Source organism: Rhizobium sp. WSM1274 (genome assembly GCF_025200775.1).
GTDB lineage: Bacteria > Pseudomonadota > Alphaproteobacteria > Rhizobiales > Rhizobiaceae > Rhizobium > Rhizobium leguminosarum_I.
This window is the reverse complement of record NZ_CP104138.1, coordinates 1,801,254-1,818,211: the sequence shown is the minus strand read 5'-3', so window position 1 is coordinate 1,818,211 and position 16,958 is coordinate 1,801,254. Positions and strand designations below refer to the sequence as shown.

At 60.3% G+C, this 16,958-nt stretch carries 15 protein-coding genes and 1 tRNA gene; 5 read left to right on the top strand and 11 right to left on the bottom strand.

The annotated features are described in order from the left end of the window. Positions 1–44 precede the first annotated feature (44 nt). Complete coding sequence (locus N2600_RS09205; protein WP_222335862.1) at positions 45–1,814, top strand: B12-binding domain-containing radical SAM protein; 1,770 nt, start codon at positions 45–47, stop codon at positions 1,812–1,814. A gap of 115 nt (positions 1,815–1,929) precedes the next feature. Here N2600_RS09205 and N2600_RS09200 read toward each other — a convergent pair whose 3' ends face one another. The 5 genes from N2600_RS09200 to N2600_RS09180 all read right to left on the bottom strand — a co-directional run bounded on the left by N2600_RS09200 (position 1,930) and on the right by N2600_RS09180 (position 6,239). Further along, complete coding sequence (locus tag N2600_RS09200; RefSeq protein ID WP_222335863.1) at positions 1,930–2,349, bottom strand: nuclear transport factor 2 family protein; 420 nt, start codon at positions 2,347–2,349, stop codon at positions 1,930–1,932. A gap of 276 nt (positions 2,350–2,625) precedes the next feature. Next, positions 2,626–4,110, bottom strand: coding sequence for a trigger factor (gene tig / locus N2600_RS09195; protein ID WP_170277943.1), 1,485 nt, complete (start codon positions 4,108–4,110; stop codon positions 2,626–2,628). A gap of 200 nt (positions 4,111–4,310) precedes the next feature. Continuing rightward, positions 4,311–4,395: transfer RNA gene (locus N2600_RS09190), tRNA-Leu, on the bottom strand. Between the two features lie 153 nt (positions 4,396–4,548). Then, positions 4,549–5,139 carry a GDYXXLXY domain-containing protein gene (locus N2600_RS09185; protein ID WP_222335864.1) on the bottom strand — a complete coding sequence of 197 codons (591 nt, stop codon included), beginning with the start codon at positions 5,137–5,139 and terminating at the stop codon, positions 4,549–4,551. Continuing rightward, entirely contained in the window at positions 5,136–6,239 is a 1,104-nt protein-coding gene (locus tag N2600_RS09180; protein ID WP_222383830.1) for a DUF2157 domain-containing protein, read from the bottom strand. The genes N2600_RS09185 and N2600_RS09180 overlap by 4 nt, the downstream gene beginning before the upstream one ends. 869 nt (positions 6,240–7,108) lie before the next feature. Between N2600_RS09180 and N2600_RS09175 the strand changes: the two genes are divergently transcribed. From N2600_RS09175 to trmFO, 3 genes are all read left to right on the top strand, one after another. Beyond that, the gene (locus tag N2600_RS09175) at positions 7,109–7,255 is read left to right on the top strand and encodes a DUF1127 domain-containing protein (RefSeq protein ID WP_003539019.1); all 147 of its coding nucleotides are present in this window, start codon (positions 7,109–7,111) and stop codon (positions 7,253–7,255) included. 294 nt (positions 7,256–7,549) lie between these two features. After that, positions 7,550–7,693, top strand: coding sequence for a DUF1127 domain-containing protein (locus tag N2600_RS09170; RefSeq protein WP_003539017.1), 144 nt, complete (start codon positions 7,550–7,552; stop codon positions 7,691–7,693). 92 nt (positions 7,694–7,785) lie between these two features. Then, positions 7,786–9,216 (top strand): methylenetetrahydrofolate--tRNA-(uracil(54)-C(5))-methyltransferase (FADH(2)-oxidizing) TrmFO, encoded by a 1,431-nt coding sequence (trmFO, locus tag N2600_RS09165; protein ID WP_222335866.1) that lies wholly within the window; start codon positions 7,786–7,788, stop codon positions 9,214–9,216. 111 nt (positions 9,217–9,327) lie between these two features. Here trmFO and N2600_RS09160 read toward each other — a convergent pair whose 3' ends face one another. From N2600_RS09160 to yajC, 5 genes are all read right to left on the bottom strand, one after another. Next, on the bottom strand, positions 9,328–9,795 hold the full coding sequence (locus N2600_RS09160) for a hypothetical protein (protein ID WP_017964066.1): 468 nt from the start codon (positions 9,793–9,795) through the stop codon (positions 9,328–9,330). 71 nt (positions 9,796–9,866) lie between these two features. Next, a complete protein-coding gene (locus N2600_RS09155; protein ID WP_222335867.1) occupies positions 9,867–10,724 on the bottom strand; it encodes a phytoene/squalene synthase family protein in 858 nt (285 codons plus the stop codon). 2 nt (positions 10,725–10,726) lie between these two features. Then, positions 10,727–11,113 carry an Mth938-like domain-containing protein gene (locus N2600_RS09150; protein WP_003539009.1) on the bottom strand — a complete coding sequence of 129 codons (387 nt, stop codon included), beginning with the start codon at positions 11,111–11,113 and terminating at the stop codon, positions 10,727–10,729. 3 nt (positions 11,114–11,116) lie between these two features. Further along, positions 11,117–13,657, bottom strand: coding sequence for a protein translocase subunit SecDF (secDF, locus tag N2600_RS09145; protein WP_222335868.1), 2,541 nt, complete (start codon positions 13,655–13,657; stop codon positions 11,117–11,119). A gap of 45 nt (positions 13,658–13,702) precedes the next feature. Further along, the gene (yajC, locus tag N2600_RS09140) at positions 13,703–14,050 is read right to left on the bottom strand and encodes a preprotein translocase subunit YajC (RefSeq protein ID WP_003558894.1); all 348 of its coding nucleotides are present in this window, start codon (positions 14,048–14,050) and stop codon (positions 13,703–13,705) included. A 309-nt stretch (positions 14,051–14,359) separates the two neighbouring features. Here yajC and N2600_RS09135 point away from each other — a divergent pair, with 309 nt between their 5' ends. After that, positions 14,360–15,232, top strand: a complete 873-nt coding sequence (locus tag N2600_RS09135) for an ATP-binding protein (protein ID WP_260298649.1) — start codon at positions 14,360–14,362, stop codon at positions 15,230–15,232. 54 nt (positions 15,233–15,286) lie between these two features. Here N2600_RS09135 and N2600_RS09130 read toward each other — a convergent pair whose 3' ends face one another. Further along, positions 15,287–16,891 (bottom strand): M23 family metallopeptidase, encoded by a 1,605-nt coding sequence (locus N2600_RS09130; RefSeq protein WP_170280563.1) that lies wholly within the window; start codon positions 16,889–16,891, stop codon positions 15,287–15,289. Between the last annotated feature and the right edge of the window lie 67 nt (positions 16,892–16,958).

Below are 16,958 nucleotides of genomic sequence, written 5' to 3'. Positions count from 1 at the left end.
CATTTTGCCTTCGGGCAAAAGCTTCTAAAGAAAGATAGATACTCTTGTCCCATGTCTTGGAAGCTGCGCGCCGACGTTTTCAGCTGATCCTGATCAAGCCGTCGCATTATGACGATGACGGCTACGTCATCCGCTGGTGGCGGGCGATGATCCCCTCCAATTCGCTTGCGGCTCTTTACGGCATCGCTGCCGAATGTGCCGAGCGCAAGGTGCTCGGCGACGATACGGCGATCGACATCACCGTGATCGACGAAACCAATACGCGGATCGATGTCGCCGGACTGCTGGCGCAGTTCAAGCGCCACGACAATTTCGGCATGATTGCGCTCGTCGGCGTCCAGACCAACCAGTATCCGCGCGCCCTCGATATCGCCCGGCCGTTCCGCGATGCCGGCCTGCCGGTTTCGATCGGCGGCTTTCATGTTTCCGGCTGCCTGTCGATGCTGGATGGCAAGGCGGTCGGGCTCGACGCCTGCCGCGACATGGGCATCTCGATGTTTGCCGGCGAAGCCGAGGGCCGGCTCGACATGGTGCTGCGCGATGCCGCCGCCGGTGAGCTGAAGCCGCTCTACAATTTCATGAACGACCTTCCCGGTATCGGCGGCACGCCGGTTCCCTTCCTGCCGAAGGACAATATCCAGCGCACGCTCGGGCTCAGCACCAGCTTCGATGCCGGACGTGGCTGTCCCTATCAGTGCTCGTTCTGCACCATCATCAACGTGCAGGGACGCAAGTCACGCTTCCGTTCGGCCGACGACGTCGAGAAACTGGTGCGGATGAACTGGGCGCAGGGCATCCACAAATTTTTCATCACCGACGACAATTTCGCCCGTAACAAGGATTGGGAAGCGATCTTCGACCGGTTGATCGAACTTAAGGAACGGGACGGCATTCCACTCGGCCTGATGATCCAGGTCGACACGCTCTGCCACAAGATCCCCAATTTCATCGAGAAATCCAGGCGCGCCGGGGTCACGCGCGTCTTCATCGGCCTTGAGAACGTCAATCCGGACAATCTGACCGCCGCCAAGAAGAACCAGAACAAGATCACCGAATACCGCAAGATGCTGCTCGCCTGGAAGGCGCAGGGCATCATGACGCTTGCCGGTTATATCTTGGGCTTCCCCGCCGACACGCCGGAATCGATCCGCCGCGACATCGCGATCATCCAGGAAGAGCTGCCGCTCGACGTCATCGAATTCTTCATCCTGACGCCGCTGCCCGGCTCTGAGGACCATCAGGTCCTGTGGAAGAAGGGCATCGAGATGGATGCCGATCTCAACATCTACGATGTCGAGCACGTCTGCACCGCGCATCCCAAAATGAGCAAGCAGGAATGGGAAGACATCTACCACGAGGCCTGGTCGCTCTATTATTCGCCTGATCATATGAAGACGCTGCTGCGCCGCGCCGTTGCGACCGGGGTACCGCTGGCAAGGCTCGTCAAGGTTCTCGTCTCCTTCGCCACCACCGTGCCGCTGGAAAACGTGCATCCGCTGCAAAGCGGTCTGCTGCGCCTGAAGACGCCATCGGAGCGGCGCCCTGACCTGCCGCGCGAGAATCCGCTGGTCTTCTGGCCGCGCTTTGCCTGGGAAACCTTCCGCAAACATGCTTCGCTCGCAGGCACGATCGTTGGCCTGACGATTTCGGCGTTCCTGATTTCAAGGGATGCAAAGTCGAAGACCTATATGGATCAGGCTTTGACGCCGGTCGCCGACGACGAAGAGGAAACGCTCCACCTCTTCACACAGACCGCAGGCGGCGCCGCAGCCGTGAGCCATGTCAGGAAAGTCGCGCAACTGACAGCGCATTGAGCGATAATTCTTGAACGGCGGCTGACGCCCGAAGACATGGGCGGCATTAAACTCTAAAGCGCGTCGCATGAATCGACTTTGACAACGCTTCGAAGGCTCCGACCTTGGTGGCCGTTTAAGCGACTTGGATCATCTTGGCCGTCTCGGCCACTTGCAGCGTGTCGACGAATTCGACAATCTTGACCAGTTTCCCATCCCGGAAATGGATCTTGTCAATGAATTCCGTATGGAAGCTCACGCCCGATGGGATGTGCCTGATCTCGCCTTCACGGTGGGCAAAGACCATATGCTCATCCTCGTCCACATAGATAGCTGTCCTGATATTCGATAGATCCCATACGGTGATAAGCTGCGTTATCGCTTGGCGAAAAGCATGCCCGCTTGATTCAGTCGAAAAAGGCGCCAGCCGTGTATTGCCGACCATGCGAAAGGTGCAACCCTCGCCGATCAGCGCCAGCGTAGCTTCGACATCGCCGCAGTCGCGCACAGCATAGATTTCTTCCACCAGCTTCTTCATGTCATGCTTTGCAGTCATTTTCAGGTCCCTCCACCATCAGGAAATCTGCATCGAATTATACTTTCGCGCAACTCTTTGTTGTTTCGAATGCATAAACACAATGGAGTAGGCGGCGAGAAATGAACTGCCCTGTACAATAGAAAAGGCCCCGCACGATGGCGAGGCCTCCCAAACTTTACTGCATGATTCCTTAAATCGGAATCGATTTAAGGACAAAATCATGCAGCAACTCAAAGTGTTACAGCTTCCTTTGCGCGTCTGAAAGACGCGCGGCGCTGTAGAACTGAAAAGCGACTATTCGGCGCTTTCGTCAGCCGCCTTCTTCTTCGGAGCAGCCTTCTTCTTCGGTGCGGCTTCTTCGCCTTCACCGGCGTCCGCTGCTTCGGCCTTGGCGGCAGCCTTCTTCTTCGGCGCGGCTTTCTTGGTCTCAGCCTTGGCTTCGCCTTCTTCCTCGGCGAGCAGCTCTTCCTTCGTCACCTTCTTGTCAGTGACGTCGATTTCGGTCAGCAGGTGATCGATGACCTTCTCTTCGAAGATCGGCGCGCGGATCGAAGCGGCGGCACCCGGCTGGCTGCGGAAGAATTCGAGGATCTGCTTTTCCTGGCCCGGATACTGGCGCAGCTGATCGTAGATGGCGCGCTGCATTTCGTCTTCGCTGACTTCGACGCCGGCCTTTTCGCCGATTTCGGAGAGAACGAGGCCGAGGCGAACACGGCGCTCGGCGAGCGTCTTGTATTCCTCGCGAGCCTTCTCCTCAGTCGTGTCTTCGTCCTCGAAGGTCTTGCCGGACTGGGCGAGATCGTTGTTCACCTGGCTCCAGATGCCGTTATATTCGGCGTCGACGAGCGAGTTCGGGGTTTCGAACTTGTACATCTCGTCCAGCTGGTCGAGGATCTGGCGCTTCAGCTTCTGGCGGGTCAGCGAGCCGTACTGCGATTCGATCTGGCCACGGACGATTTCCTTCAGGCGATCGGCGGATTCGATGCCGAGCTTGGAAGCGAGTTCGTCGTTGATCTCGACATCGGCAGGTGCGGCGACTTCCTTGACTGTCACGTCGAAGGTCGCTTCCTTGCCGGCGAGGTTCTTGGCCGGATAGTCGGCCGGGAAGGTCACGGTGATGGTCTTCTCGTCGCCGGCCTTGGCGCCGACGAGCTGGTCTTCGAAGCCCGGAATGAAGCGGCCGGAGCCGAGCACCAGTTCGGCGCCCTGATCGGTGCCGCCTTCGAAGGCTTCGCCGTCGACCTTGCCGACATAATCCATGGTGATGCGGTCGCCATTCGCGGCCTTGCCGGTCTTGGTCTCGTAGGCGCGAGCGCTTTCGGCGACCTTCAGGACCTGCTCGTTGACTTCGTCGTCCGAGATGTCGATCACTTCGCGCGTGACCTTGATGCCCTTGACCGACTTCAGTTCGATCGGCGGCAGCACTTCATAGGAAAGCGTGAATTCGAAATCCTGCTCGGCAGCGAGGATCTTGTCGGCTTCGTCCTTGTCTTCCGTCATGGCGATTTCCGGCTGCGTGGCCGACTTCTCACCGCGGCTGGACAGGATGGCGGCCGGCTGCTCGCGGACGATCTCGTTGACGAGATCGGCCATGATCGACTTGCCGTAGACCTTCTTCAGGTGAGCGGCAGGGACCTTGCCCGGACGGAAGCCGTTGATGCGAACCTTGTCCTTCACATCGGCAAGACGCTCATTCATCTTGTCTTGCATGTCCTTGGCCGGGATAACGACCTTGATTTCGCGCTTCAGCCCTTCAGCGAGCGTTTCGATAACCTGCATGTCTTCCTACCTTCATTTCGTGGCGGCCGTGCCCAGACGCCGTTCGTTTCGATGAGCACGACGCCGGCGATCCTGCCGCGCGTGGCTTTTCCCAATTCCTGTATCATTCCGCCCAAAGGGGAACGGCACTCGCGGGCTATTCGGGACAACTCTCGGCTGCCCTAAGCCAACCGATTTCAGTCTCCCGCCTGCAAACAGCTTGGTGCGGGTAGAGAGACTTGAACTCCCACGCCTTGCGGCACCAGAACCTAAATCTGGCGTGTCTACCAATTTCACCATACCCGCGTTCACAAAACCGCATGCCTATGCCTGCGCATGAGGCCTTCCGGAGCGCGGCGTCTCTATATCACCCGATTTGGTCGAGGCAAAGGAAAAATGAACGGTAAATGACAGGGGATTTGCGGCCCTGGAGCCGCCCCGCCCCGAAGTGCGACGAGATCAGTAAAGCGGCTCGTCGTAAACCGGCTTGCCGTCAACGAGAAGGCTGCGAATCTGTGCGCTTCCATCAGGCGAGACACGCACTGCGATGGCGACGTTGCCGTCATTGCGGGCCTCCTCGATCGGCTTGCCCTCGCCTTCTGGAACGTAGTAGCGCTCGATGCCGTATTCGACACGCATGCTGTCGCCGGCGGCAAGTCCGCCACTATAAAATGGCTGGCTGCGCAGGATCACGGTCTCCGGCTGCGGAGGCAGTTCGTGAAAGGACGATTCGATCACCGTCCAGAAACCGTCTTCCTGCTTCTTCAACCGGACCAATAGCACGCGTTCGCCTGGCTCTGCCGGAATGCCGCCGGAGACCGTCTGCACCGGCACAGAGGAAATGTCGTAGTTCAAGACGACATAATCGCCGCGCAGGAAATCACGCGGATCGACGGGCGCCGTCTTCAGCAGCACTTCAGCGCCATCGCTGAGGATCGACGCCCGGCTCTGGATGATCGTGCCGAGGATCAGGGTCTGCAGACCGGCGACGATGATCGCCGAAAGCAGATAGCCCTTGCCGGATTGCAGCCTTGCCATGAACGAGTTCATGCGCCCTCCCCCTGTGCATTCGCCGAAAAACGCCGCTCGAGACGGATGACGATCCAGGCGACAAGTGCCACCACGAGACCGGAGAAAAGGAAGAGGCTCGACGTGCCGAGGATCGAGCCGACGGTGACGGAGGCGAGATAGAGCATCTCCGCGGCAAAAATCGTATAAGCGAGATAACGCACCGCGCCATTATCCCTTCCATGCAGGGCAATCGCCAGCACCGAAGCGGCAAGTGTCGCCACTCCGAGCACCACCAGCCGCCAGCCGTCCTCGATCTCGATATGCAGCAGCAGCAAGCCGATCCCGGCGACAAGGAAGCTGTAGAAGGCCGGGGCCGCGCCGGCGCTCCTGACCAGGGAGGCAATAGGCCGGAGCGGCAACGCCGTCAGCACGAACGCCGCCATGCCGCCGATCGCGAAGGCAAGCGCCACGGCGATCTCCTCATAAAGAGTGTAGAGCCAGGCGAGCCAGCCGATCAGCAGCAGATAGGCGAGATGGCGGGCCCGCTCGGCGCCGGTATAACGCACCAACCCGATGACGATTGCCGCCATGAGAGGCGCCATCCAGGGATCGAACCCTATCCAATGCGTGTCGTGGTTCTCAAGATAGAGGGCAAACGACGCCCAGGAGAGGACGCCCGCGACGACGGCCACTGCGCCCGAACGGAACAGGATCGCCGAGATCGTCGCGATGGCGAACCAGAGATACATTACCGTCTGTTCATCGCCGGAGAGATGATACATCTGGCCGACCAGCGAGATGGCGCCGCCGAAGCTCATCGCGCCGATGACCAGCAACCCTCCTGCCGCCGCCGTCGCACCGCGGGCGAGCAGACGGGCAGCGGCGATGTGCACGACCCAGATCAGGGCAAGGATGGCGCCGACGCGGACGAGGCGCGGGATGGCCTCCCAATTGGAGGCGACGACCAACAGAATGGCAGCGGCAAGCAGCACCGCCGCCAGCGCCATCAGCACCCGGCCGAGGCTGAAGCTTGCCGGGCGGCTATCATATTCGGCGAGAAGCGCGCCCGCCGTTTCCTGCCTGAGCAGGCCTTTGCCTACCCAGAGCGAGAGATCCCGCTCCAATCTGCCGCGATACATGCCCTACCCCTTATTTCTGCAACGCCGACTGCGCCTGCGGCTCACGCCGTTATAGACGCAGGACCGGTGTCCGCAAACGCTCTGCAACAAACATACAAGTTCCTCACTGGTCTAAATAGTACCGAGTGTTAACCAGCCGCTAACGCCAGACGCGCTAATATAAGCTTATGGACGGAGAGATATGCGTATTTCGTATATCCGGCATGAATTTATTGCACTGCACAATATTCATTAGTCATACTATTGATCAACACATCAAAGCACGGGGATGGCGCCCCGGCCCGGCATCAGCCGGACGCCCGCGGATGCATTGTCCGTGACGAGATTCGCAGCCGCGCACTCCTCCTCCCAGCGCGCTGCGATAGACTGGCAACACTCCTCCTCCCAGTTGTCAGTCACCATAACACGCCCGCCGGATCCTCCCCCGGCGGGCGTTTTTGTATAGCCAAAGCTTCATTAAGGCCTTGGCGGTGAGAGGATTTTCGTCGCAGGGCGCCGTCATGCCACATTGTCGTCACGCCGCACCACCAACCCCGCGAAGGGGTGGGCGACTTCCAATCCGAAGCGGAACGCCTCTTTGCAGCGGAATGGACGAGCGGAATCACCGGAGGAAGCAGCGTTTTCTGCTATGGCACTTCATTCGCCTCTCCAAATCGAACTGCTTTCTCAAAAGTCATTCTGCCTATTCGTTGGCCAAAAAATGGTAAGTCTGCGTCAAATACCTTTTGAGCATTGCATATCTCGCATAGGTGATCTGAAAACTTGGCTGTTTTAGTCTTTCGCATCGCAACATATATTCCAGTTATCAAATAGAGGTCAGCGCCGATCGGTGGCTGCTGGCGAATAAAACCCTCGGAAAGGGGCTTAACATGAACTTCTCTCGCTCTTTCAATAACTGGCGCAAGTATCGTCAGACCGTCACGGAACTCGGCCGCATGACCAACCGCGAATTGCACGATCTCGGCATCGACCGTTCGGACATCCATCGCGTTGCCCGTGAGGCTTCTCACCGCTAATTCCAGGCGATCCGCTGCTCCTCCCAAGCAGGATTATTCTCGATTGAAACGCCCGCTGTATCCGCAGCGGGCGTTTCTTTTGTCTGCACGTGGTGGCCGCGGTGGTTGCATGTTTTTCCGCTTGTTTAGCCCGCTCAAAAAATATCCTCTGCTTAATTGAAGAGCATCATAGTGCACAATTGCATGGCAGACGCCTTTTATTTGCACTGCACAATCGGACGGTTCTCGCCTATATAAACATCAACCGCAGAGAGACAGGCGATCCCGCCGTCCCGCGGACATAGGAAGAAGACAATGAACCCGATCCGCATTGCAAGAAGCTGGCTCAGCTACCGTCGCACGCTCAATGAACTCGGCGGCCTTTCGAACCAGACCCTGTCCGATATCGGCGTTAGCCGCTACGACATCCGGAATATCGCATCCCGCTCGTTCCGCTAATAGCGAGTACGATGCTTCCAAGACGGCGCCCAGGGCGCCGTTTTTGATTTCGGGGTGTTGGATCGCACCGGCCGACATGATATCAGCCCGGAATGAACACGATCTCCTATTCCCCTATCCACGTCGTCGGCGGTGGGCTTGCAGGTTCGGAAGCCGCCTGGCAGATCGCCAATTCCGGCGTTCCGGTCCTCCTGCATGAAATGCGCGGGGTGCGCGGCACGGATGCGCACAAGACCGATGGTCTTGCCGAACTTGTCTGCTCCAATTCTTTCCGGTCCGATGATGCGACCAGCAATGCCGTCGGCGTCATCCATGCTGAGATGCGCATGGCGGGCTCGCTGATCATGGCCGCTGCCGATCGATGCCAGGTACCGGCCGGTGGTGCGCTCGCCGTCGATCGCGACGGTTTCTCCGAGGCAGTGACCAAAGCGGTCCATGACCACCCGCTGATCACCGTCGTGCGTGAAGAGGTCACCGGCCTGCCGCCGAAGGATTGGGATCTTGCCATCGTCGCCACCGGACCGTTGACGGCGCCGTCGCTCGCGAGTGCCATCCAGGCGGAAACCGGCGAGGATTCGCTCGCCTTTTTCGACGCCATCGCGCCGATCGTCTACCGCGAGAGCATCGACATGGATATCTGCTGGTATCAGTCGCGCTACGACAAGGTCGGGCCCGGCGGCACCGGCAAGGATTACATCAACTGCCCGATGGACGAGGCGCAGTACAATGCCTTCGTTGACGCGCTGATATCAGGCGACACGGTCGGCTTCAAGGAATGGGAGGGTACGCCTTATTTCGACGGCTGCCTGCCGATCGAGGTGATGGCCGAACGCGGCCGCGAGACACTGCGCCACGGACCGATGAAGCCGATGGGGCTGACGAACGCGCATAATCCGACGGTCAAGGCCTATGCCGTCGTGCAACTGCGGCAGGACAATGCACTTGGCACGCTCTACAATATGGTTGGCTTCCAGACGAAGCTGAAATATGGCGCACAGGCTGACATCTTCCGGATGATCCCGGGTCTGGAAAATGCGGAATTCGCCCGTCTCGGCGGGCTTCACCGCAATACCTATATCAACTCCCCTACCTTGCTCGACCCGTCGCTGACGCTGAAATCGCGGCCCGGCCTGCGTTTCGCCGGCCAGATCACCGGCTGCGAGGGTTATGTGGAAAGCGCCAGCGTCGGGCTGTTGGCCGGGCGTTTCGCCGCCGCCGAACGCAAGGGTGAGGCGATCTCGCCGCCGCCGGCGACGACAGCGCTCGGCTCGCTGCTCGGTCATATCACCGGCGGACACCTGGTCACCGACGAAGAGCCGGGCAAACGATCGTTCCAGCCGATGAACATCAATTTCGGGCTGTTTCCGGAGCTCCAGCCGGGTTCGATCGTCAAGCCTGAAGGCGTCAAGCGCTTTCGTGGCAAGGACAAGACGATCATGAAGCGGCAGTTGATCGCCCGGCGCGCTCTTACAGATTGCGCCGCCTGGCTGGGTCAAGAATCGACGCTTGCCGAAAGCGCCTGACCGGCGTTTTCAAACGCGTCGCATCGAACCGGTTCATGCGACCCGCTCGAAGTCTTTGCCTTTATGCATGTCGTCCTCCCAAAACCGCTGCACACTTTTGGGCGACATGCATTACTGCTTGTTCGCCGCCGAAATATTGCCTGTCGGCAGATCTTTATCCGGCTCTGCGATATAATTGCCGAGCAGCCAAAGCGAAACCTCCGAAGCTTCCTTGGCGGAAGCGAATTCGAAATCAGCGTTGTGATAGGGTGCATCGAGGAAGTCGATCACCAGTCCCCGGCCCGTTTCCGAGCCCACCACGCGCACCCGACCCGGCTCGATCAGATGGCAGGCGAAGTGGCGCGACATGTTGCGCATGAAGCCCGCCTTGTTGTCATGCAGGCGCACGAAGACCGCCTGACCGTTTTCCGTCGCCTGCAACTGACGGATCGCCTCGTTCGGAAAGGCGCGACCGAATTCGATGATGGCGAGGCCCGTGTCATGCAGGCCGTCTTCCTTGTTCTGCGCGGCCATGCGCGTTGCCACAAAAGCAATGAAAATGACGATGGCGAAAAGAACGCACCAGACGATAATGCCCACGCCGAGTCTCCGTTCAAAGGGTAGCGGTGGAAGCCTTGTAACGCGCGAGACTTGCGCGAATTTGACCGATATCAGATTTTCCGGCGGGTTGCTGCCAGTCCCATTCGCAGCTGGCGGCGCCATTGCGGCGGCTGCAGCGGTCGGTCGAACAGCAACGCGCCTCGCTTCTGCGCTTTGACGAGCACCGGTTCGGCAAGCGTCGCCGGCAGGAAGGCTGGAAAGACGGCCGGCGCAATCGGCCCCGCCGCCCTCGCCTTCACCAGATGTTCGCGACCAAGACCGGCTAAGGCCTCGATGGCAGCAGAGATGCGCGGCCTGTCTTTTCCAGCAAGGAAGGCATCGCGATCGAGACCGGTGGCGGAAAGGATCTGCAGCGGAATATACACCTGGCCGCGGCGGCGATGCAGCGGCATCAGCAGCAGCAATCCGGCGACCGCCTGGGCGACGCCGGCATGGCCGGCGGCGTCGGCCGATCGTGCGGCTTCCTCCGGCGACAGCACGAGACTTGCGAGCTGGATTAGGGCCGATGCCGTTTCACCGGCATAGCCTTCAAGCGAAAGGCGTGTCTCCATCGGATCGTCATAGAGATCGAAGGTGCGGGCCTCGATCATGTCGATCAGCGTCTTGCGCGGCAGGCGGTGCGTTTCGATCGCGGTCAGAAGGGCTGCTGCGACGGGATTGGCTGCCGTCGAGCCGTGTGCGCTGCCTTCCAGCAGGTCGTGCCAATATTGTAGCCGCACCTCGCCGGGCAACGGCTCGTGCACGAGATCGCGGATGCGGGCAAGCTCGGCATTGAAGGCATAAAGAGCTGCAAGCGCGCCGCGCTTTTCCTCCGGCGACAGCAGACAGGCGAGATAGCGGTCGCGATCGCTGTCACGCAGCATCGCCAGGCAGATCTCCTGGTTCGTCGCAATATGCGCTTCAGTCATCGTCAGACCGCAATCAATGCCGCGGCGACGGCGCGTTGCTCGGCGAGCATGATATTGAAGGTGCGGACTGCAGCGCCGGTGCTCATCGGATCGGAGGAGATGCCGCGCGACTTCAGCGCCAGCCTCAATTCCTCGGGCAGACGGCGAAGCTCGGTTCCGGTACCGACGAGCAGAACCTCGATATCGGCGGCCTCATCCAGCACCCGGCGAAAATTTTCAGGCGACAGCGGTTTTGACATGTCCATGTCCCAGCCATGAATGCCGGAGGGCAGGCAAAGGATCGAGCCGCGATGCGACATGTCGGCAAAACGAAAGCCGCCATTGCCATAAGCATCGATCGGAGCGCGCCCGGGGAAATGCGCGGCGCGGATTTCTATGCCTTTTGCCATGTTTCAAACCACCGTGCCGGATTTTACACCAGCATCCGTCTTGTTGCTCTCTTCCCCGTCGGAAGCCTCCGGCCGCAGCCGGAAGACGATCAACACGGGAGCGGCGATATAGATCGAAGAGAAGGTGCCGAGAGCGACGCCGAAGAGCATCGCAAAGGTGAAGGAACGGATGACTTCGCCGCCGAAGAGAAAGAGCGCCAGCAAGGCGATCAGCGTCGTCGCCGCGGTCAAAACGGTGCGCGACAGCGTCTGGTTGATCGATGCATCGATCAGGATCGGCAGCGGCATCTTCTTGTATCGCTTCAGATTCTCGCGCATTCGGTCGTAGACCACGACCGTATCGTTCAGGGAATAACCGACGATGGTCAGCACGGCGGCGATGCTCGTCAGGTTGAACTCGATGCCGGTGAGGACGAAGAGACCGAGCATGATGATGACGTCGTGCAGCGTTGCGACGATGGCGCCGACCGCGAATTGCCATTCGAAGCGGATCCAGATGTAGATCAGGATCGCCGCAAGTGCTGCCAGCACGCCGAGCGTCGCCATCATCGTCAATTCGCCCGAGATGGCGGGGCCGACGACTTCGACGCGGCGAAAATCATAATCTTCCTGGAGCTCGCCGCGCACCAGCGTCGCCGACGACTGCTCGGCATTTTCGCCGCCGCCCTGGGAAGCGATGCGGATCCGCGCATTCGACGGCCCGCCCGTGCGTTCGACACGGATCTCACCGAGATTGAGATCGTTGAGGCGCTCGTGGAGATCGGCGATGTCGGCATTGCCCTGCTTTGCCGTCACCTCGATGAGCGAGCCGCCGGTGAAATCAATGCCGAGATGCAGTCCGACGGTAGCAAAGGCGGCCATGGCGATCAGCGAGATGACCGCCGACGCCGTAAAGACATAACGGCGGATCCCCATGAAACGGATATTGGCGTGTTCGAAAAGATGGGTCAGCACGCTCTTCGGCAGATGCCGGGGATGGCGCCTTCTCAGCCAGACGGCAACGATCGAGCGCGTCAGCGTGAAAGCCGTGAAAACGGTCGTCAGGATGCCGACCGCCAGCGTCACCGCGAAACCGCGGATGGATTCGCTGCCAAGGAAAAAGAGGATGATGGCGGCGATGAAGATCGTCACATTGGCGTCGACGATCGTTGCAAATGCGCGCGAGAAACCGCGGCCGACGGCCTCGGCAAAGAAATGGGTGGTTTTTTCCTCTTCGCGGATGCGCTCGTAGATCAGTACGTTCGAATCGACCGCCATGCCGACGATCAGCACGATGCCGGCAATCCCGGGCAAGGTGAGCGTCGCACCGACAAGACTGAGCACCGCGACGATGAGGATCAGGTTGAGGAAGAGCGAGACGACGGCGATGATGCCGAGAATACGATAGAGGGCGATCATCAGTGCTGCGACCAGCACGACGGCGACAAGGCCGGCAACGAGACCGTTGAAGATGGAATCGGCGCCGAAGCTCGGGCTGACGCTGCGTTCCTCAACGCTCGTCAGCGTCGCCGGCAAGGCGCCGGCGCGCAGCATGATCGCAAGGTCGCGGACGCCGTCCTCGGAGAAGTTTGCCGAAATCCGGCCCTCGCCGCCAGTGATCGCCGCATCGATGACCGGTGACGACATCACCTGGTCGTCGAAGACGATGGCAAGGTGCTTGCCGATATTCCGCTCCGTCGCCTGCGCCAGCCGCTGTGTGCCTTCCGCATCGAGACGGTAGGCAATCGAGGTCTCCTGCGTCTGCGGATCGACGATGGGCTCGATATCGATCATGTTGCTGCCGGTGACAAAAGCCGTGCGGTCGACGAGATAGGGAATCGGCGGATCGTCGAGGGAATAAAGGACTTGCGACGTTGCAGGCCAGCGGCCGTTCAGCGCCTCCTGCCCCGACATGCTTTCGTCAATCAGATGAAAGGAAAGCTTGGCGGGCTGGTTCAGGATGTTCTTCAGCCGCTCGGCGTCGACCGATCCCAGCACCTGCATGACGATGCGGTCGGCGCCATCGGGGCGAACGAGGAAATTTTCATAGCCGAATCCGGCGATGCGGCGGCCAACGATATCGAGCGAGCGGCTCCGGGCGGAAGCGACATCAGCGGTAATGCCGGCGTCGGAAATCTGCAGTGAGAGTTGCCCCTCCTCGCCCTGCCGAAGCGCGACCTCAGATCCGGAATGTCCACCAACCGTCGTCAACGGCTTCAGGAGATCGACCGCCGCCTGTGTCTGGGCCGGATCGGTGATGCGGACGGTGACGGTCTGGTCATTGCCGGTCAGCCCAGTATAGCGGATGCCGGCGCCGCGTAGCGCGTTACGCACATTGGCGACCAACTCCTCCAGGCGGTCCTTGACGACATCGGAACGCTCGACCTTCAGAACGATATGCGAGCCGCCCTGCAGGTCGAGACCGAGCGTCAAGCGGTCGTGCCCCAACCAGTCCGGCAGGGAGGATCGCTGCGCCTCAGTCAGCAGATTGGGCGCAGCGATGACGATGGCCGCAAACGCGACCAGCCAAATCAGAAGTGTTTTCCAGCGGGAAAAATGCAACATTCTCTCGACGATCTTCCGATCCGGCGGTCCTGCCGTTATCGCTTGTTACGCCGCGTCGGCCTTGACCGGTTCACCCTTGACGCGAATTTCGGAGATGCCGCTGCGGACAATGCGCACACGCACGCCATCAGCGATCTCGACTTCGACTTCCTTTTCGTCAACGACCTTGGTGACCTTGCCAACGAGACCGCCGCCGGTGACGACCTGGTCGCCGCGACGGATCGCCTTCAGGGTTTCCTCACGCTTCTTTGCCTGTGCGCGCTGCGGACGGATCAGCAGGAAGTACCAGACGACCATCAGCGGCACGAACAGGATGATCATTTCGAAACCGGAGCCGCCGAATCCCGTTGCGGTATCGGTCGCGCTCTGGGCGAATGCCGGGGTGATGAACATGCTAAACTCCTCAGGCTTGGGCGGCGGAGCTCCGCCTCTCTTTTCAGGTTGCCGGACTATAGTTACGGCTTCGATGAATGCAACAGAAACAGCCGGAAACAGTACCGATTCCGCTGCCTCATAACCTTTCCGCCGTCAAAACGCCATGCTAAAGCGCGTCGCATCGAACTTGATCGATGCGACGCGCTTTAGATCTTTTGTTTTCAAGCATGTCGTTATCCGGAACCGCTCCACACTTCCGGGCGACATGCATTAGCGGCATCGAAAGATCAAAGCGGATTGCCGCAGTGAGAAATCAGGAGGCCACCGATGACCGAGGAAATCAACACAGCCCTGCTCGTCGAACTGAGACGGCTCGCTGACGCCGTCGAACGTCTTGCCGGACCGGCACCTGCCCTCAACGATTGGGACGCTGCCGACTGTTTCGTCTGGGTGCCATTGCGCCAGCATCTGCAGCCGGTCAAGAAGCCGAACCGGGTGGCGTTGACGCTCATCCGCGGCGTCGATCATGTGCGCGACATCCTGCATGAAAATACGGTGCGTTTCGCCGAGGGGTATGCCGCCAACAATGTGCTGCTCTGGGGCGCGCGCGGCATGGGCAAATCCTCGCTGGTCAAAGCCGTCCACGAAGACGTCAGGCGCGAAAGCAGCATCTTGCTGAAGCTGGTCGAAGTCCATCGCGAGGATATCGCCAGCCTTCCCCATCTGCTCGACCTCCTGAAGGACACGCCCTACCGCGTGATCGTCTTCTGCGACGATCTTTCCTTCGATCACGACGACACCGCCTACAAGTCGCTGAAGGCGGCACTCGACGGCGGCGTCGAGGGGCGGCCGGACAATGTGCTCTTCTACGCCACCTCCAACCGGCGCCACCTCCTGCCGCGCCACATGATGGAAAACGAGCAGTCGACGGCGATCAATCCGTCGGAGGCGGTCGAGGAGAAGGTTTCGCTTTCCGACCGCTTCGGCCTCTGGCTCGGCTTCCACAAATGCAGCCAGGAGGATTATCTCGGCATGATCGATGGCTATGCCGATCATTTCAAGCTCGGGCTCGAACGCGACAAGATGCATGCCGAGGCGCTGGAATGGGCAACGACCCGCGGCGCCCGCTCCGGCCGTGTCGCCTGGCAGTATATCCAGGACTTGGCCGGGCGCATGCGCGTTCACATCGACAGAGCCTGAAATAACAAAAGCCCGGCTGTTGGCCGGGCTTTTGCGCTTCCTGGTACGCAGTACCTATTCCAGGAAAGTCATCGGGTTGACCGGGGACGCGTCCTTGCGCACCTCGAAATGGACCTGCGGCTGCTTGACGTCGCCGCTCATACCGGAGACGGCGACGGTCTGGCCGCGCTGGATCTTCTGGCCGCGGGTGACGCTCAGCGTATCGGCGTTGCCGTAGACGGTGACAGTGCCGTCGTCGTGACGGACGAGAACGGTGTTGCCGAGTTCCTTCAGGCCGTTGCCGGCATAAATGACGACGCCGTTTTCAGCGGCCTTGATCGGCGTGCCCTGCGGTACCGAGATGTCGATGCCGTCATTGCGGTTGCCGTTGACGTTGGCGCCGTATGAAGCAATGACCTGGCCGCGCACCGGCCAGCGGTATTTGCCGATGCCGGTTGATTCCGGTGCGGCGGAGCTGACGTCCGACTTCTTCTCGGCATCGTCGACGGTCTGGGTAGCGGCCGGCGCCTTATAGGGCGCGGGCTGAACGGACGCCGTCTGCTGGGCAGCCGCCGGCTGGGTCTGCTTCGAATCGACCTTCTCGGCCGGGATCGACGCGGTCTTGATATTGTCGGCGGTGCCGTTCGGGATCTTCAGGGCCTGACCGATGCGGAGCGAGTTGGCCGATAGATTATTGGCGGCCTTGAGGTCGTCGACATTGCTGCCAGTCGCCTTGGCAATCTTCGCCAGGGAATCACCTTGCTTGACGACATAGGTGCCGGCAGGCGCCTTCGGATCCTTGCCGGTGCCGGCGGGAATTTTGCCGGTGGTATCGGCACTCGCCAGCGTCTTGTCGCGGGCTGAATTGGCGCCTGGAATGACGGCAACGTTCTGCTCAGGCGTCTTCGGCGCCTCCGGCATCTTGGCGGGCTTGGAAAGGTCAGCCGCTTGCGATGCCGCCTTGGCGGCATTGCCGCCGTTGAAGGTCGGGATCAGGATCGCCTGGCCAGGCTGGGCGGCAGATGCCGTCCTCAGAGCATTTACGCGCAGAATTTCTTTTTCCGGGACGCCGAAACGCCTGGAGAGCGTGGCGATGCTTTCACCCGGACGCAGCGTCACGGAAGGCGCGTTGGTCGCGGACCAGCCGGAAACCTTCGGCGTCGTGCCGGTCGTCAGCGTATCGGGCGTCATCTTCGGCGCAGCCGGCGCGACCAATCGCGGCTTTTCAGCCTGCGGCGCAGACGGGAAAGGCTGGGCGAGCGCGACTTCCTTTTCCCGCTGCCGGGAGGGGGCAACAGCCGTCGGCGCCGCCAACTCGGAACGCTGCACCGAGACCGGCGCCGAAGCGAGACGCGCGCTCGAGCTCGACGTGCGGGTCGGATCGTAACCCTGGCGTGCGGGATAAGGCTGGTTCAGCGCGTCATTGCCGCCGCCGTAGCCCGACTGGCTGGCAACGGCCGAACCGCCGAGATCGGCGCGCGGCACCGGATCGCCCTGAGAACCGTTCATATTCCTGCGCGGAATGGAACTTGTGGTGATCTGGTCCTGCCCGGAGGAGGAAAACAAGCCGCCAAACCGTGTCACATCGGAACTACAGCCCGTTGCGGCACTTGCCAGCAGGCCAACAACCAGAAGGTTACCGGCCGACTTCCCGAACTTTGGCGAAAGATTGAAACGCATGACTCGACCCACTGAGAACGCAACCATTTGTGAGTCTATTAAAACGCGTTAGTATTACCACGCGGTT

Coding starts and splice junctions, on each gene's coding strand:
- N2600_RS09200 (WP_222335863.1), bottom strand. CDS start 2,349: ATGACTGCAAAGCATGACATGAAGAAGCTGGTGGAAGAAATCTATGCT.
- tig (WP_170277943.1), bottom strand. CDS start 4,110: ATGCAGGTTATCGAAACGCTCGCTGAAGGGCTGAAGCGCGAAATCAAG.
- N2600_RS09185 (WP_222335864.1), bottom strand. CDS start 5,139: ATGAACTCGTTCATGGCAAGGCTGCAATCCGGCAAGGGCTATCTGCTT.
- N2600_RS09180 (WP_222383830.1), bottom strand. CDS start 6,239: ATGTATCGCGGCAGATTGGAGCGGGATCTCTCGCTCTGGGTAGGCAAA.
- N2600_RS09175 (WP_003539019.1), top strand. CDS start 7,109: ATGAACTTCTCTCGCTCTTTCAATAACTGGCGCAAGTATCGTCAGACC.
- N2600_RS09170 (WP_003539017.1), top strand. CDS start 7,550: ATGAACCCGATCCGCATTGCAAGAAGCTGGCTCAGCTACCGTCGCACG.
- trmFO (WP_222335866.1), top strand. CDS start 7,786: ATGAACACGATCTCCTATTCCCCTATCCACGTCGTCGGCGGTGGGCTT.
- N2600_RS09155 (WP_222335867.1), bottom strand. CDS start 10,724: ATGACTGAAGCGCATATTGCGACGAACCAGGAGATCTGCCTGGCGATG.
- N2600_RS09150 (WP_003539009.1), bottom strand. CDS start 11,113: ATGGCAAAAGGCATAGAAATCCGCGCCGCGCATTTCCCCGGGCGCGCT.
- secDF (WP_222335868.1), bottom strand. CDS start 13,657: ATGTTGCATTTTTCCCGCTGGAAAACACTTCTGATTTGGCTGGTCGCG.
- yajC (WP_003558894.1), bottom strand. CDS start 14,050: ATGTTCATCACCCCGGCATTCGCCCAGAGCGCGACCGATACCGCAACG.
- N2600_RS09135 (WP_260298649.1), top strand. CDS start 14,360: ATGACCGAGGAAATCAACACAGCCCTGCTCGTCGAACTGAGACGGCTC.
- N2600_RS09130 (WP_170280563.1), bottom strand. CDS start 16,891: ATGCGTTTCAATCTTTCGCCAAAGTTCGGGAAGTCGGCCGGTAACCTT.